General features: G+C 71.9%; 14 protein-coding genes. 6 read left to right on the top strand and 8 right to left on the bottom strand.

Annotation, left to right across the window (positions count from 1 at the left end; translation table 11 throughout):
* Positions 1–76 precede the first annotated feature (76 nt).
* Positions 77–1,138 carry a glycerophosphodiester phosphodiesterase family protein gene (locus tag ACIP63_RS04820; RefSeq protein WP_401511461.1) on the bottom strand — a complete coding sequence of 354 codons (1,062 nt, stop codon included), beginning with the start codon at positions 1,136–1,138 and terminating at the stop codon, positions 77–79.
* 126 nt (positions 1,139–1,264) lie between these two features.
* Between ACIP63_RS04820 and ACIP63_RS04815 the strand changes: the two genes are divergently transcribed.
* Positions 1,265–1,717: a GNAT family N-acetyltransferase gene (locus ACIP63_RS04815; RefSeq protein WP_401511460.1), complete on the top strand. Its 453-nt coding sequence runs from the start codon at positions 1,265–1,267 to the stop codon at positions 1,715–1,717.
* On the opposite strand, the gene ACIP63_RS04810 is transcribed toward ACIP63_RS04815, so the two are convergent.
* A complete protein-coding gene (locus ACIP63_RS04810) occupies positions 1,632–2,903 on the bottom strand; it encodes an MFS transporter (RefSeq protein ID WP_401511458.1) in 1,272 nt (423 codons plus the stop codon). The two genes, ACIP63_RS04815 and ACIP63_RS04810, sit on opposite strands and share 86 nt — an antisense overlap.
* A gap of 60 nt (positions 2,904–2,963) precedes the next feature.
* Here ACIP63_RS04810 and ACIP63_RS04805 point away from each other — a divergent pair, with 60 nt between their 5' ends.
* A complete protein-coding gene (locus ACIP63_RS04805; RefSeq protein WP_401511457.1) occupies positions 2,964–3,929 on the top strand; it encodes an ArsR/SmtB family transcription factor in 966 nt (321 codons plus the stop codon).
* Between the two features lie 33 nt (positions 3,930–3,962).
* Here ACIP63_RS04805 and ACIP63_RS04800 read toward each other — a convergent pair whose 3' ends face one another.
* Positions 3,963–5,378, bottom strand: coding sequence for an amino acid permease (locus tag ACIP63_RS04800; protein WP_401511455.1), 1,416 nt, complete (start codon positions 5,376–5,378; stop codon positions 3,963–3,965).
* 119 nt (positions 5,379–5,497) lie between these two features.
* Positions 5,498–6,895: an amino acid permease gene (locus ACIP63_RS04795; RefSeq protein WP_401511453.1), complete on the bottom strand. Its 1,398-nt coding sequence runs from the start codon at positions 6,893–6,895 to the stop codon at positions 5,498–5,500.
* A 257-nt stretch (positions 6,896–7,152) separates the two neighbouring features.
* Here ACIP63_RS04795 and ACIP63_RS04790 point away from each other — a divergent pair, with 257 nt between their 5' ends.
* Positions 7,153–7,740 (top strand): biotin transporter BioY, encoded by a 588-nt coding sequence (locus ACIP63_RS04790; RefSeq protein ID WP_401511451.1) that lies wholly within the window; start codon positions 7,153–7,155, stop codon positions 7,738–7,740.
* A 17-nt stretch (positions 7,741–7,757) separates the two neighbouring features.
* Here ACIP63_RS04790 and ACIP63_RS04785 read toward each other — a convergent pair whose 3' ends face one another.
* Both ACIP63_RS04785 and ACIP63_RS04780 read right to left on the bottom strand, forming a co-directional pair.
* A complete protein-coding gene (locus tag ACIP63_RS04785) occupies positions 7,758–9,035 on the bottom strand; it encodes an FAD-binding oxidoreductase (protein ID WP_401511449.1) in 1,278 nt (425 codons plus the stop codon).
* Between the two features lie 91 nt (positions 9,036–9,126).
* Positions 9,127–10,572, bottom strand: a complete 1,446-nt coding sequence (locus ACIP63_RS04780) for an amino acid permease (RefSeq protein WP_401511448.1) — start codon at positions 10,570–10,572, stop codon at positions 9,127–9,129.
* Positions 10,573–10,820: 248 nt separating this feature from the next.
* Between ACIP63_RS04780 and ACIP63_RS04775 the strand changes: the two genes are divergently transcribed.
* Both ACIP63_RS04775 and ACIP63_RS04770 read left to right on the top strand, forming a co-directional pair.
* On the top strand, positions 10,821–11,309 hold the full coding sequence (locus tag ACIP63_RS04775) for a ribose-5-phosphate isomerase (RefSeq protein ID WP_356715551.1): 489 nt from the start codon (positions 10,821–10,823) through the stop codon (positions 11,307–11,309).
* A 78-nt stretch (positions 11,310–11,387) separates the two neighbouring features.
* Positions 11,388–12,206, top strand: coding sequence for an Fpg/Nei family DNA glycosylase (locus ACIP63_RS04770; protein WP_401511446.1), 819 nt, complete (start codon positions 11,388–11,390; stop codon positions 12,204–12,206).
* A 22-nt stretch (positions 12,207–12,228) separates the two neighbouring features.
* Here ACIP63_RS04770 and ACIP63_RS04765 read toward each other — a convergent pair whose 3' ends face one another.
* Positions 12,229–13,461, bottom strand: coding sequence for a GNAT family N-acetyltransferase (locus tag ACIP63_RS04765; protein WP_401511444.1), 1,233 nt, complete (start codon positions 13,459–13,461; stop codon positions 12,229–12,231).
* Positions 13,462–13,565: 104 nt separating this feature from the next.
* Between ACIP63_RS04765 and ACIP63_RS04760 the strand changes: the two genes are divergently transcribed.
* On the top strand, positions 13,566–14,711 hold the full coding sequence (locus ACIP63_RS04760; protein ID WP_401511442.1) for a PP2C family protein-serine/threonine phosphatase: 1,146 nt from the start codon (positions 13,566–13,568) through the stop codon (positions 14,709–14,711).
* Positions 14,712–14,840: 129 nt separating this feature from the next.
* Here ACIP63_RS04760 and ACIP63_RS04755 read toward each other — a convergent pair whose 3' ends face one another.
* Positions 14,841–16,019: a cation:proton antiporter gene (locus tag ACIP63_RS04755; protein WP_401511441.1), complete on the bottom strand. Its 1,179-nt coding sequence runs from the start codon at positions 16,017–16,019 to the stop codon at positions 14,841–14,843.
* Positions 16,020–16,095: the final 76 nt, after the last annotated feature.

Genomic DNA, 16,095 nt, shown 5'->3' with positions numbered 1-16,095 from the left:
TACCTGGTGGTTATTGCAAGTCTTGCGCAATTGCAGGCTAGCAGGAGGAGGGCCCGAAGGTGATCAGCCGTTCGTCCTAGGACCGGAGGGCGTCGCGGGCGATCGCCGCCAGATCGGGGAAGTCCGTCACGACGGCGTCCACGCCCCGGCCGAAGTGGAAGGCGTACTCGGCGAACGCGTCACCGAAGTCGTTCGGCGCGGTGCCCTTCCGGTACTCGGCCGGGAGGTACTGGTTCTCGGCGCGGAAGGTGTAGGCCCCGACCTTCAGCCCGGCGGCGTGCGCGTCCTCCAGCAGGGTGAGCGGAGGGACCAGCGAGGACTTGTCAGGGCCGATCCACCCGGCGTACGAGGCGATCTCGCGCAGCCCCGCCGGCGTCCTCATCTCCTCGTACGTCACCGGGTGGCCGTACGGTCCGCCGCCCGTCCCCAGCGCCTGCCACAGCGGGAGACCGAGGCGCGCGGCGGCCACCTCGCGGAGGCTGGACGGCTCGAAGGACTGGACGACGCAGTCGCGTGCGGTCAGCCGGTTGCGGCGTACGGCCCGGATGAGCTGTGGCTCCAGGGGCAGCCCGACCGAGCGGAAGTACGTCGGGTGCTTCGTCTCCGGGAAGACCGCGATCCGGCGCCCGTGCTCCTTCGACAGGGCCCGGGCCAGGTCGACGACCTCCTGGAAGGTCATGATCCGCTCGCGGCCGTCGAAGACGGTGTTGCGGTTACGGACCAGGGGGAGCCGCTCCACCGCCCGCAGGGTCTTCAGCTCGGCGAGGGTGAAGTCCTCGGTGAACCAGCCGGTGACGGCGCGGCCGTCCACCGTCTTCGTGGTGCGGCGGCCGGCGAACTCCGGGTGCCGGGCCACGTCCGTGGTGCCGGAGATCTCGTTCTCGTGACGCACCACCAGGACGTGGTCCTTGGTGGGGACCAGGTCGGGCTCGATCCAGTCCGCCCCGGCCCGCACCGCGAAGGTGTAGGCGGAAGCGGTGTGTTCGGGCCGCCACCCGGCGGCGCCCCGGTGGCCGATGACGAGCGGGCCTTTTCCGCCCCCCTGCGGTTCGGAGGCGACTGCGGGGGCCGCGGCGGCGGCGGAGACGGCGGCTGTCGCCAGAAGGATCGAGCGGCGGCGCGGGTGCGGGAAAGCCATGCGGGCTCCTCGGTGGGCGCGGAGCGACCACCGGAGCCACACGGGGTCACGCCGGGACGGACGGAACCTTGCTGCCTCATGTACGGCCACGCGTACGGTACTCGGCAGCCGGCACAGGAGGAAGGCATGGAGCTACGACCGGGGCGTCCCGGGGAAGCCGCGGCGCTGACAGAGCTGGCCCTGCGGTCCAAGGCCCACTGGGGCTACGACGAGGCGTTCATGGCGGCCTGCCGTGACGAACTGACGGTCCGCCCCGGCGACACGGCCGGCGGCCGCGCGGTGGTCGCGGAGGAGGACGGCCGTGTGCTGGGCTTCACCACCCTGGCCGGGGAACCGCCCGAGGGCGCACTCGCCATGATGTTCGTCGAGCCGGACACCATCGGCCGGGGCGTGGGCCGGCTCCTGTTCGAGCACACCATGGCGCGCGCCCGTCGGCTGAGCTTCGTACGGCTCACCATCGACGCCGACCCGAACGCCGAGCCCTTCTACACGGCTATGGGCGCGGTGCGGATCGGCGCCACGCCTTCCGGCTCGATCCCGGGGCGCGAACTGCCGCTGCTGGAGCTCGCTCTCGGATGACGGTCACGTGGGGCGGCGCGGCCTGTACGCGGTCCCGCCGCAGCCCCGGCGCAAGGGCCGTCGTCACCACGAGGGAGGCCGCCGCCATCACGGTGATCGCCGTCGCGGGGGAGGACCGCTGGGCGAGGGCGCCCGCGAGCGTGGCCGCCACGCCCTGCACGGCGAGCATTCCGGAGGAGTGCAGGCCGAGGGCCTGGCCGGTCATCGCGTCCGGGGTCAGTGCCATCAGGCGCTCCTGGAACACCAGGCTCACGGAGAAGGCGGTGGAGGCGACCGCCGCGAGGACCAGGGCCAGGGGCAGCGCCGGGCGCAGGGCGAACAGCAGATAGGGCGCGGCGAGCAGCAGGAGCAGCGGTGTGCCCAGCCGTCCGCGCCACCGTGCGGGCACGAAGCGGCCCGTCACCGTGTCCCCGGCCAGCATCCCCAGCGCCGCGCAGGCGAAGAGCAGCCCCGCCCGGTCCGGCCGGTAGGGCACGAAGAGCGATTCGCAGCCGACGACCAGCCCGTTGGGCACCCAGAGCGAGAGGTACACGCGCCGTCGGGGCGCCGAGGACCACAGCAGGACGTTGATCCGCCAGGTCTCGCCCACCGAGGGCCGGCCGGTCGCCCGGGGCGGGCGGCGCGCCAGACCGAACCAGGCCGCCGCGGCGCCGGCGGCGTACAGGGCGGCCGCGACGAGGAGCGTGCCGCGCGGGGACAGCACGGCGACCAGGATGCCACCGGCCGCGTAGCCGCAGACCTGCATGGTGCCGGAGCACATGTTGAGCACCGAACGCCCCAGCAGATAGGCGTCCTTGGGGAGCACCTCGTCGAGCAGTCCGTACCGCACCCCGCCGGTCACCGCCGCGACGATCCCCTCGCCCAGGACGACCGCGAACACCAGCGGCAGCGGCAGCCCGGGCACGGCCAGGACGGCGGTACCGACGCCGAAGGCGAGTGCCGCGCCGCTCAGCGCTCCGCGCGGCGGGAGCCGGTCGGCAGCCGACATCAGCAGGGTCGCGCCGATCAGCTGGGCGAGTGAGGCCCCGAACATGGAGAGCGCGGAGAGCAGCGGCGAACCGGTCGTGGTGAACACGAGGACACCCAGGGCGAGCCCGCTCGTCGTCGTGGCGGCACCCTGCAGTGCGCTCGTCGCGAAGAGGGGACCGAACTGCGGCACACGGAACACTTCCCGGTAGGTGAGCATGCCGGGAAGTCTCGGCCGGGGTTCCGCACGGCCGTTACTGTTTCGCGCGGAGGCGAAACCATGGGCTGGTGGCAGGTCAACGCGGACACCCTGGCCGCCGGGCGCTTCGTCGTGTCGGAACTGGCCGAGGCCACCGCGACCCTCCAGTTCCTGGAGAGCGGAGCGGCCACGAACCCGGCCGAACGCGCCTGGTCGGACGCCCACCGGCCCGCCTACCGGGAGCGGCTGGCCGAGGACCCGGTCACCGCGGAGCTCGTACGGACCGGGCTCGGCGGCCACTGGATCGCGGACTTCCTCACCCCCACACCCGTCGGCGGGACCACGTTCGCCCAGGATCTGGCCCGGGTGCGCGAGACCTCCCCGGAGGGGGCCCGCGCCGACCTGGAGGTGTCCCGGGGCGGCCCGCTCCCGGCGGTTCTCCACCGGGACGACCTGCCGCGGAAGGCGGCCGACCTGCTGGAATGGGTATGGGAGCGGATCGTGCTCCCGGACTGGCCGCGTCGCCGCCGGATCATCGAGGCGGACGTCGTGGCGCGCGCGGGGCAGCTCAGCCAGGGCGGCTGGGCGGCCGCGCTGGACACGCTGAACCCCGGCATGCGCTGGCTGGGCGGCAGCCGCCTCCAGATCAACCCGCGCGACTACCCGCCCCGTGAACTCGCCGGCGTACAACTGGTGTTCGTCCCCGTCACGCCACGCCAGGGCTGGGTCTCCTGGGACGCCGCCGCACGGCGCTACGCGGTCGTGTACGCCTCCTCCGGAACGCTGTCGGACGCGGACCGGCCCGCCGTCCCCGACAGCCTCGGCCGGCTGCTGGGGCCCGCGCGGGCCGGTGTCCTCGTGCTGCTCGACCGCCCCAGGAGCACCACGGAACTGGTGGCGCTGACCGGTCAGGGGCTGGGATCGGTGGGCCGCCACCTGAAGGTGCTGCTGGACGCGGGCCTGGCCGGGCGCCGCAGGTCAGGCCGTTCGGTGCTCTACTTCCGCACGGAGGCGGGCGCGGTGCTCCTGCGGGCCCAGGCGGGCTGAGGCGCGTCGCCGGCGGCGGGCCGGACCGCGCGCTCAGCTCCCGGCCGGCGCGCGGCGCTCCGCCCGCTTCTGGCGCACGAGGCCGATCACGATCAGCACCGCGGTGAGCGCGCCGGTCGCCAGCAGCTGGTCGCGTGTGTCGGGCTGGCGCAGCATCAGGACGAAGATGCCGGCCATGGCCACCAGCGCCACGATCGTCAGGACCGGGAAGAGCCACATCCGCACGACGAGCCGGTCCGGGGCCTCGCGCTCCGTCCGCCTGCGCAGGATCAGCTGGGAGACCGCGATGAAGATCCAGACGACCAGGATCACGGCGCCGATCATGTTGAGGAGCCAGGGGAAGACGTCCTCGGGGCGCCAGTAGCTGAGCAGCACGCACAGGAAGCCGAAGACGGACGAGGCGAGCACGGCGTTGCGCGGGACGCCCGAGGAGATCCTGCCGAGCACCTTCGGGCCCTGGCCGCGGGCGACCAGGGAGCAGGCCATGCGCGAGGAGCCGTAGATGTTCGCGTTCATCGCGGAGAGCAGGGCGACCAGGATGACCACGTTCATGATCTCGGCGGCGCCGCTGATGCCGAGGTGGTCGAGCATCGCGTAGAACGGGCCGACCTCGGCGACCGTGGGGTCGTCCCACGGCACGAGGGTCACGATGACCGCCATCGAGCCGATGTAGAAGACCGCGATGCGCCACATCGCCGTACGCACCGCCTTGGCGACGCCCTGCACCGGGTTCTCGGACTCGGCGGCGGCGATGGTGACGGTCTCCAGGCCGCCGTACGCGAAGACGGAGGCGAGCAGGCCGATGATGAGGCCCTCCGAGCCGTGCGGCATGAAGCCGCCGTCCCCGGTGAGGTTCGAGGTGCCGGGGGAGTCCGTGCCGGGCAGCACGCCCAGGATCGCGAGGACGCCCAGCACGAGGAAGAGCGTGATCGCGATGACCTTGAGCGCGGCGAACCAGAACTCGAACTCACCGAAGTTCTTCACGGCGGCGAGATTCGTGCCCAGGAAGATCACCATGAACAGGGCGACCCAGGCCCACTCCGGCGTACCGGGCAGCCACCCCGTGACGATCTGCGCGGCGCCGATGCCCTCCAGCCCGACGGCGACGCAGAGCAGCACCCAGAACGACCATCCGGCGGTGAAGCCCGCCCACGGTCCGATCGCCCGCTCCGCGTGGACGGAGAAGGAGCCGGAGGCGGGGTTGGCCGCGGACATCTCGCCGAGCATCCGCATCACGAACATGACCAGCAGGCCGGAGATGCCGTACGCGATGACGATCGAAGGGCCGGCCGCGGCGATGCCCGCGCCCGAACCGACGAACAGTCCGGCCCCGATCACCCCGCCCAGGGCGATCATCGACAGATGGCGCTGCTTGAGGCCGTGGGTGAGCGCGGAGTCGGCGGTGGGGGCGGCGGCGTCCGTGGGGGGCGGCGCGGAGGTCCGGGACATGGACAGGCTCTGTTCACTGGTCGGGACAGGGGACGGCCCACAGTCTGGCCACGAGCCCCGACCACGGGGAACCGTTGTCCGCTATACGGTCACCGGGCTCACACAAGGTGTGCACCCGCCTACACCTTCGTCCGCAGCTCCCGCACGGCCGCCACGAGCAGCACCAGGCCGGTGGCCCCCGCCGACCACAGCACCTGCGGGCGGGCGGCGTCGTCGGTGAGCATCAGCAGCAGGACGGCCAGCAGACCGGCCAGGGTCACCCACGTCAGGTACGGGAAGCACCACATCCGCAGCGTCAGGGCGTCCGGCGCCTCCCGTTCGAGCCGGCGCCGGAGCCGCAGCTGCGAGGCGGCGATCAAGCCCCAGACGAACAGCAGGACCGCCCCGACGGAGTTGAGCATGTAGAGGAAGACGGTGTCGGGCCATCCGAGATTGAGCAGCACGGACACGAAGCCGAAGGCCACCGAGGCCAGCACCGCCCGACGGGGCACCCCGCCCCCGCCGCCCTGCCCGCCGGACACCTTCAGCAGCCCGCGCGGCGCCTCGCCGCGCTCGGCGAGCGAGAAGATCATCCGGGACGATCCGTACAGATTGGCGTTGAGCGCCGAGAGCAGCGCCACGAACACCACGATGTTCATGATCTGCCCGGCCGAGGGCACCCCGATCGAATCCAGCACCTTCACGTACGGGCTGAGCCCGGCCCGCTGCGCGGTCCAGGGCAGCACGGTCACGATCACCAGCATCGAACCGACGTAGAAGAAGAGGATGCGCACCACCGCGCTGCGCACCGCACGCCCCACGGCGCGCGCCGGGTCGTCGGTCTCGGCCGCCGCGATCGTCACGACCTCCAGGCCGCCGAAGGCGAACACCACCGTCAGCACACCGGAGACCACGCCGTCCCAGCCGTTCGGCAGGAAGCCGCCCTGGCCGCTCAGGTTGGTCAGGCCCACCGGATCCGTGTCCGGGAGGATGCCGAAGACGGCCAGCAGGCCGAGGACCAGGAAGGCCACGATCGCGGCCACCTTCAGGGCGGCGAACCAGAACTCGAACTCGCCGAAGTTCTTCACCGCCGTCAGGTTGGCCACGGTGAACACCACCATGAACAGCAGCACCCAGAGCCACTGGTCCACCGCGGGCACCCAGCCATGGGCGATCTGTGCGGCCGCCGTCGCCTCCACGGCGAGCACCACCACCAGCATGAACCAGTAGAGCCAGCCCACGCTGAAGCCGGCCCAGCGGCCCAGCGCGCGCTCCGCGTGGACGGAGAAGGACCCCGACGCGGGCATCGCGGCGGACATCTCGCCGAGCATCCGCATCACCAGCATCGCCAGGACGCCCGCGATCAGGTACGAGACGACGACGGCGGGCCCGGCGACCGCGATCCCGGCGCCCGAGCCGACGAAGAGGCCGGCGCCGATCACCCCGCCCAGACCGAGCATCGTCAGATGCCGTTGCTTCAGGCCGTGGGCCAGGGGCTCGGACCGTACGGGGGAGTGCGTGGGGGGCGCGTCGTGCATGAGCTGCGGGTCACTCTCGGATCATTTATGGGGAACCTACAGTCTCACGGGGCGGCACCCCTTCCCGAACGGAGTGCCGGGCACACCCCCACCTCCGTGACCAGCATCACGCCGAGGAGTCATTGCGCCACGCTCTTTGTGCGAACCCGACTAACCCCTCAACCGCCGCTTTGTGGGCGGCTGATGGTGATCCAGGGATGTGCCGTCGGCTAACGTCGGCTCCAGTCCAGCCTGCCGACCTCACCCGCGGAGTCCCGATGAGTACTGCTGCCGCCCCCGTCCGTTCCGGAGCGGTCCTCGCCGACCTGCTGCCCGCAGCCCGGCACCGCTACGCCGTGGACACGGCGCTGGTCGTCGGTGGCGCCGCCCTCACCGGCATCGCGGCCCAGATCGCCGTGCCCGTCCCCGGCTCCCCGGTCCCCGTCACCGGCCAGACCTTCGCCGCACTGCTCATCGGCACCGCGCTCGGTGCCCGCCGCGGCTTCCTCTCCCTCGCCCTGTACGCGCTCGTCGGCATGGCCGGCATGCCGTGGTTCTCCGAGGGCACCTCGGGCCCCGGCGGCGCGTCGTTCGGCTACGTCCTCGGCATGCTGCTGGCCGCCACGGTCGTCGGCGGCCTGGCCCGCCGGGGCGGTGACCGTTCCGTCCTGCGCACCGCGGGCACCATGGCGGTCGGCTCCCTGATCATCTACGCGGTCGGCGTGCCGTACCTGGCGCTCTCCACCGGCATGTCGATGAGCGCCGCGGTCGCGGCCGGCCTCGTGCCGTTCCTGATCGGCGACGCGCTCAAGGCCGCACTGGCCATGGGCGCGCTCCCCGCCTCCTGGAAGCTCATCGGGCGCTGAGGCTGAGCCGGAGGACCTCAGTAGGCACCACCGAAGAGGCTCGCCGGGTCGTATCGCGACACCAGACCGGCGAGCCTCTCGCGTGTCCGGGGGGCGTGGAAGCCGTCGGTGCGGTCCCCGCCGCCGAAGGCGAAGTTCAGCGCACGGCCCAGGGCGTACGGCGCCGTCTCCCCGGCCACCCGCGCGTACAGCGCCCGCACCGCCTCCACGTCCGTACCGTCCAGCGGTGACAGCAGCCGCAGCAGGAAGCCGGCATCCCGGTGCGGCACCGCGCTGTCGTGGGCGGGCCGCTCGGCCAGGGCGCCGCCCAGGTGGTTGAGCTGGACCACCGTCATCATCGGGGCCTTCGGCCCGGTCAGCTCCAGCACCCGCCCGGCCGTCCCGGCGTCCAGGTCGCGCAGCATCAGTCCCTCGCCGTAGTAGGCGTGCGGGAACGGCGGATCGCTGTGGATGGTGTGGCTCTCGGTGTACGGCATCTCCCGCAGCGAGTCGGAGAGCCCCGGCCCGACCGCCCGCAGCGGCGCCACCAGGGCCTCGCCTTCCGCTGCCGTGCCGGTGTACGCGACCCGCACCGAGATCACGTACCGCCCCCGCAGTGCTTCCGGCAGCTGCGGCACGTCGGGGTAGCACATCGCCGCCAGCGAGGAGGTGCACGTCTCCGGCACGGTCCGCGTCCACTCCAGGTAGCGCCGCAGCACATCCGGTGCCGCGTCCCCGTCGAAGGCCAGCGAGCCGCCGTACAGCCGCTCCACGGCCACCAGGCCGATCTCCAGCCCCGTCACGACGCCCAGCCGGTGCCCGCCGCCCCGCAGCCCCCAGAAGAGGTCGGGTTCGGTGTCCGCGGTGACGTGGCGTGGCACACCGTCGGCGGTCACCACGTCGAGCGAGCGGACATGGTCGGCGGCGTAGCCGAACTCCCGGGCCAGGATCCCCAGCCCGCCGCCCAGCGTGTACGAGACCGCGCCCACGCCCGGCGACGAGCCGTTCAGCGGGGCGAGCCCGTGCGGGGCCGCGGCCGCGACGACCCCGCCCCAGGTCGTGCCCGCGCCGATGCGGGCCGTACGGCGCTCCGCATCGACCTCCACGCCGTCCATCCGGCGGGTACGGATCAGCATCCCGCCCCCGACCGGGCCGGGCAGCCCGTGCCCGGTCGCGTGGACGGCGACGGGCAGACCGCGCGCGGCGGCGTCGCGCACCGCGGCCAGGACATCGGTGGCGTCCGAAGCCTCCACCAGGAGACCGGGTCGGATGGCGAAGGCGGTCTGGAAACTCTCGATCGCGGGGGTCGCGGTCATGACGAAGGCTCTCCGTTCGCTCGCGGGGATCGCGGGGCGAGGGAGAGCCTTCCGGGTATACCTGACATCCGCCGTCAGGTATGCGCACCGATCACTCGACCGGTGCCGCCGCCTTCGCCTTCCGGCTGCGGGCGTCGCGCACCAGCGAGATCCCCACGACCAGGGCGGCGACCAGCAGCGAGAGCAGCACCTGCTCGCGCCCGGCGTCGTCGGTCAGCATGTAGACCAGGACGAAGGAGATCATCGCGATGGTCGCCCAGGTCAGATACGGGAAGAGCCACATCCGTACGACGAGCTTCTCGGGCGACTCGCGCAGGATGATGCCGCGCATCCGCAGCTGGGTGAAGCAGATCACCAGCCACACGAACAGGGCGACCGCGCCGGAGGAGTTCAGCAGGAACGCGAAGACCGTGTCGGGCCACTGGTAGTTGAAGAAGACCGCGACGAAGCCGAAGACCACGGACGACAGGATCGCCGCCCGCGGCACGCCCCGCTTGTTCACCCTGGCGAACGCCTTGGGCGCGTCTCCCCGCTGTCCCAGCGAGAAGGCCATGCGCGAGGCGGTGTAGAGGCCGGAGTTGAGACAGGACAGCACGGCGGTCAGCACGATGACGTTCATGACCTGGCCGGCGTGCGGGATTCCGATGACGTTCAGCGCGGCGACGTACGAACCGTCCTTGACGATCGACGCGTCGTTCCACGGCAGCAGCGTGAGGACGATGAAGATCGAGCCCAGGTAGAAGATCGCGATACGCCAGATCACGCTGTTGGTGGCCTTGGAGACGGCGCGGCGCGGGTCCTCGGACTCACCGGCCGCCAGCGTCACGATCTCACTGCCCATGAAGGAGAAGACGACCATCAGCACACCCGTGAGGATGGCCCCCGGCCCCTCGGGGAAGAACCCGCCGGTGTCCGTGAGGTGGGCGAGGCCCGGCCCCGGGCTGTCCGAGCCCGGCAGGATGCCGAAGACGGCGAGCAGGCCGACGACGACGAACGCGCCGATCGCCACGACCTTGATCCCGGCGAACCAGAACTCGAACTCACCGTACGAGCCGACGGAGACCAGGTTGGTCGCCGTCAGCACCACCATGACGATCAGGGCCCACGCCCACTGCGGTACGCCGGGGACCCAGCCCTCAAGGATCTTGGCACCCGCCGTGGCCTCGACGGCGAGCACCACGACCCAGAAGAACCAGTACAGCCAGCCGATGGAGAAACCGGCCCAGCGGCCCAGGGCCTGGTCGGCGTAGGCGGAGAAGGAACCCGAGCTCGGCCGGGCGACGGCCATCTCGCCGAGCATCCGCATGACGAAGACGACCATCAGGCCGACCAGCGCGTACGACAGGAGAATGGCCGGTCCCGCGGCGGCGATGCCGGCTCCGGAGCCCACGAAGAGGCCCGCCCCGATCACGCCGCCGATGGCGATCATCGAGAGATGACGGTTCTTGAGGCCGGCCTGGAGCCCGTCCGGGGAACCCGGCTTACCCGGCTCGCCGGGCTGTTGGCCCGGTCCGGCCAGAGTCGTCTGCGACGTCATGGATCGAATCCTTACGTTTTCTGATCACGTGTGTCGGGTGTTGCCTTCGGCGGGGGTGGTGCGAAGGCAAGGCCACGCATTCAAGCCCGACGGGCACCGAAATCGGAACCCCCTAGTCCGTTTCCTTGACCCGATCGTTGTCCGTGTGGTGTTGCGCACAGCCCGGTGTGAACCGGGCCCGTGGAAAGCACGGTGGGTCCCGACCCCGCTGACGATTACCCCGCCCCGTCCGTGCCACACTTCGCACCATGCGCGTGTACCTCGGCTCCGACCATGCCGGCTTCGAACTGAAGAACCACCTCGTCGAGTGGCTCACGGCCCACGGCCACGAGGCCGTCGACTGCGGTCCTCACATCTACGACGCCCAGGACGACTACCCGCCGTTCTGCCTCCGTGCCGCCGAGCGGACGGCCGCGGACAAGGACAGCCTCGGGATCGTGATCGGCGGCTCCGGCAACGGCGAGCAGATCGCCGCGAACAAGGTCAAGGGCGTCCGCGCCGCGCTCGCCTGGAGCGAGCAGACCGCCGCGCTCGGCCGTGAGCACAACGACGCCAACGTGGTGGCCATCGGCGGCCGGATGCACACGGTGGAGGAGTCCACCAAGTTCGTCGAGATCTTCCTGGCCACCCCGTACTCGGGCGAGGAGCGCCACACCCGCCGCATCGAGATGCTCTCGGCGTACGAGAACACCGGCGAGCTCCCCCCGATCCCGGCCCACCACCCGCAGCAGGGCTGACCGGCCCCCGCACCCGCTTTCCCTGTGCCGCCGGGTCCCCGCCCGGCGGCACAGGCGCGTTCACGCAGGAGAGATGCCGTGCCCGAGGGGCATACGATCCACCGCCTCGCCGCGGACCACCACGAGCGGTTCGCGGGCCGCCCGGTGCGCGTGAGCAGCCCCCAGGGCAAGTTCTCCGACAGCGCGGCCCTGCTGGACGGCCGGACCCTCACCGGCGTCGACGCGCACGGCAAGCACCTCTTCCTCGGCTTCGAGGGATCGGTCTGGGTCCACATCCACCTCGGCCTCTTCGGCAAGCTCGGCTTCGGCACGGCTCCGGCGCCGCCGCCCACCGACACGGTCCGGCTGCGCCTCTTGAACGACGCCCATTACGCCGATCTGCGCGGCCCCACCACGTGCGCCCTGATCACGGGCCCCGAGAAGCGCGCGATACACGACCGGCTCGGCCCGGACCCGCTGCGCGCCGACGACGGCGAGCGGGCCTGGCAGCGGATCTCCCGCAGCCGCGTCACGGTCGCCGCCCTGCTGATGGACCAGAAGATCGTCGCGGGCGTCGGCAACGTCTACCGCGCGGAGGTCCTCTTCCGGCACGGCATCGACCCGTACCGCCCGGGGAAGGACCTCACGCGGGGCGAGTGGGACGCGATCTGGACCGACCTCGGCCTCCTGATGCGCGAGGGCGTGCGGAACAACCGCATCGACACCGTCCGCCCCGAGCACCTGCCGGAGGCGATGGGCAGGCCCCCGCGGGTCGACGACCACGGCGGCGAGGTGTACGTCTACCGCCGGGCCAGGCAGGCCTGCCACATCTGCGGCACCGAGGTCCGTACGGCGGACCTGGCGGCCCGCAACCTCTTCTGGTGCCCGGCCTGCCAGCCGTCGGTACCGGGCCGCTAGGCGGGCCGGAGGCCGACCGGGTTCAGAACCCGTGCGGGCACCACGGTTGCACGGCCGAGGAGAACGCCAGGGCGGTCTCCGCCAGTGCGCCCGCCCGCAGTTCGCGCACCTGCCCGGCCGCCGCGAGCGTCGTCAGCGACACGCCGCCCAGGTAGGCGGCCCCCAACTGGTTCACGGACAGAGCCAGTTCGGGCTCCTCGTCCGTCCGCCGGCAGGTGGCCGCGCCCTTCGCGTCCGCGATCAGGCGCCAACGCCCCGCGTTCCAGGGGCAGAAGGTGTCCTCCACCTCCACCACCACGTCGACAGGGGCCCGGTAGCGCCGGGCCTCCAGTGCCGCATCCAGCTCGACCAGCCGCACGTACAGCCCGTCCCGCTGCCGCACCTCGCAGCGCCGGACGTCGGAGACCAGCCGGAGCACGGCGTCGTCCGCCGGCCGGTTGTGGCACTCGACCACCGTCGTCAGGTCGATCCCGAACAGGAAGCGCCACAACGCCGCGTACGAGGCGGGGTCCAGCGCCGCCAGGTCACGCACCGCCACCGTGCCCCGGGGACCGGCGTCGTCCCAGGCGGGCCGCAGGTGGAACGTCGCGTACCCCGTCACCTCGCCGTCCCGCTCCGCGAGCACGCACTGCAGAGGGGAGCCGCCCTTCCGGCCGCTCTCCGGGTCGTTCACGGGCACCCGCTCCCAGCCGGGCTGACGCACGGGAGTGCCGGGGCGGACCGCGGCCAGCTGCGCGTAGACCGCCTCGCAGGCGTCGAGAGCCTGGGCGGGGGACGACCGGCGCACCCGCACCCCGTCCGTGCCCGGGGGAAGCGCCAGGGACGCCCGGGAGGTGTCGATCCGCAGGTTCGTCTCCGTGGTGGCCGCGCTGTAGCCGAACCGGCCGTAGATGCCGGGCTCCGACGCCAGGAGCACCGCGAGCGGCTCGCCCCAGGAGCGGACGTCGTCCAGCTGGCGCCGCATCATCGCCGTCAGCAGTCCCTGCCTGCGGTGCGTCGAGGAGACGCTCACGCCCGTGACCCCGGCCGTCGGCACCGCGGCTCCGCCGGGCACGGTCAGACGGAAGCTGTACGAACCGGCCGTCCCCACGCAGTCCGCCCCGTCCCAGTGGGCGAGCGCACGCTGCGGCTCGGCCAGGGCGGCGTACATCTCGCGGCTCTCGGGCGAGAAGGGGACCCCGCCGAAAGCCAACTCGAGACAGCCGAACCAGGCATCCGATTCCTCCGCCGACAGCACCCGCAGTTCCGTAGTCATGACCCCTGCTTACCAGGGCCGCGAGGCGTGAGCGAACCAGTTTCGAACACATTGTCACCGGGTCCCCCTGCACCGGAGGCCGTCGGGTGGATAAGGTCCCGGCAATGGCCCGTCGCAGAGGAGCAGACACCTACACCGCCCGGTGGCGAAGATCAGCGCACCGGGCGCGCATCGCGCTGCGCAGGTCCGGAGTCGACTACTTCCGCGGGGACGGCTCCGACTGGATAGCCCTGGCCGGCCTGCTGATCATCATTCCGGTGATCACCTGCACCACGCTGATCAATCCGGTCTGGTGCTCACCGACCGCCCTGGCGCTGCCGATCGTCGCGGGCGGACTGCTGCTGCGGCCGGCCAGCCTGCTGAGTCTCTACGCGACGGCCGCCGCGGCCCTGATCGTGGAGTCCGTCGCCCTCGGCCCCTACGCGGAAGGCCCTGCCCGGGTCACACCGGGCACCGTCCTGGTCGTCGCGGCCTGCGGCTTCTTCGGGCTCGTCCTCGCCCAGTTCCGGGCCAGGGTGGGGGTGCCGTGGCGACGCGGCGGCACGATGCTCTTCGACCTGCGCGAGCGGATCCGGGTCCAGAGCGCCCTGCCGCGGCTCCCCGAGGGCTGGCACCGCGAGATGGCACTCCGCCCGGCGGGCGGCCAGTCCTTCTCCGGCGACTTCGTCGTCGCCGCCCGTACCAACGGCGGCCGCACCCTGGAGGTCGTGCTCACGGATGTCTCCGGCAAGGGCATGGACGCGGGTTCCCGCGCCCTGCTGCTGTCAGGAGCCTTCGGCGGCCTCCTCGGCTCCCTGCCCCCGCACGGCTTCCTCCCCGCGGCCAACGGCTACCTGCTGCGCCAGGACTGGGACGAGGGCTTCGCCACCTCCATCCATCTCGTCCTGGACCTGGACTCCGGCGACTACGAACTCCTCTCGGCCGGACATCCCCCGGCGCTGCAGTTGCACGCGGGCAGCGGCCGGTGGGAGGAGAAGGCCGCGGAGGGCCCGCTGCTCGGTGTGTACGACGGCGCGCAGTTCGACGCGGTGAAGGGCTCGCTGGCACCCGGGGACGTCCTGATGCTCTTCACGGACGGCCTGGTGGAGGCGTCCGACCGGGACATCGCCGAGGGCATCGACCGGCTGACCGGCGAGGCCGACCGCTACGTCGCCACGGGCTTCGAGGGGGCCGCCTGGCATCTGATCGAGGCCTGTGCGAAGGACGTCAACGACGACCGCGCGCTCCTGCTGCTGTCCCGTCGGGGCTGAACCGCACGGAACCGGTCGAAACCGTACAGGCGTCAAGCCAAGTGTTCGGCCGTCACCCGAACGTGAAGTCTTTCCGGGTGCGCGATCCCGGGTGCGGGGAAACGGACCTCGCACCCGGGCATCCGTACGTCAGACCGGCAGCGCCTCTTTCTCGGCCTCCTGGTCCCGCGCGCGTCCTCCGGGAAGGATCCGGGCGAGCCAGTGCGACCGGCCGGCCGCCAGGGGAGACAGGACCGCGAGCAGGAGCACGTACCCGGCGATGAACGGGGAGAGCCGTTCGTCCAGGCCCGCGCCCGCCGCCATCGTGGCGAGGATCAGCGCGAACTCACCGCGCGCCAGCAGGGTGGTGGAGATGTTCGCCGTGGCCTTCGGGCCGAAGGCGTAGATCTTCGCCGTGGCCATCCCCGCGAAGACGTTCATCGCCACGGTCACCGCGACGGCGGCCAGGACCGGCCAGAGCACGCTCGGCAGATCGCCGGGGTTGATGGACAGTCCGAAGGCGAAGAAGAAGATCGCTCCGAACGCGTCCCGCAGCGGGTGCACCAGCTTCAGGATGCGGGGACCCGAGGTGGTGCTGCCCAGCATCAGGCCGACCATGAACGCGCCGATCGCGTCGGCCACCCCGAACCACTCGGAGACCCCGGCGACGAAGACGGCGACACCGAGGAAGGAGATGACGAGGAGTTCGTCGTCCTTGGTGTTCATCAGCTTGCCGATGAGCTTCGTACCGAACCGGGCCGCCAGCGCGAGCAGCAGCAGGAAACCGAACGCCTTGCCGCCGTCGAGCACCGCCGCACCGAGACTGTCGGCGCCGGACAGGATCGGCTGCAGGGCGGCCAGGTAGAGGGCGAGGAAGACGTCCTCGACGACGATGATGCCGAGGATCGGCCGCGTCTCCGGACTGCCGATCCGGCCGAGGTCCACCAGGACCTTCGTGACGATGGCCGACGAGGAGATCCCGAGCACGCCCGCGAGGACCAGCGCTTCCGAGGTGCCCCAGCCCAGCGCGAAGCCGAAGCCGAGGCCCGCGCCGACGTTCAGGGCGAGATAGGTGCCGCCGGCGAGCGCCATCTTGCGCCCGCCCTTCTTCAGGTCGTCCAGGTGGAACTCGAGGCCGAGGTAGAAGAGCAGCAGCACGAGACCGAGTGCCGAGAGCATCTCCAGGTCGTGCGGGTCGTCGAGGAGCACGACCCCGGGTGTGTGCGGGCCGAGGAGGATCCCGGCCAGGATGAACAGGGGGATGGTCGGCAGTCCGATACGGCCGCCGACGCGGGCGAGGACGGCGGCGGCGAGGAACGCGCCCCCCATGGCGATGAGCGTGTCTGCGTGTCCGATGAGCCCGTCTCCTTCGTTCGGTCAAGAGTGCGTCAAGGAATCGTCAGTA

Source organism: Streptomyces sp. NPDC088746, assembly GCF_044751065.1.
Taxonomy (GTDB): Bacteria; Actinomycetota; Actinomycetes; order Streptomycetales; family Streptomycetaceae; genus Streptomyces.
Note: the sequence above shows the minus strand (reverse complement) of the source record. Positions and strands in the feature narration are given on the sequence as shown.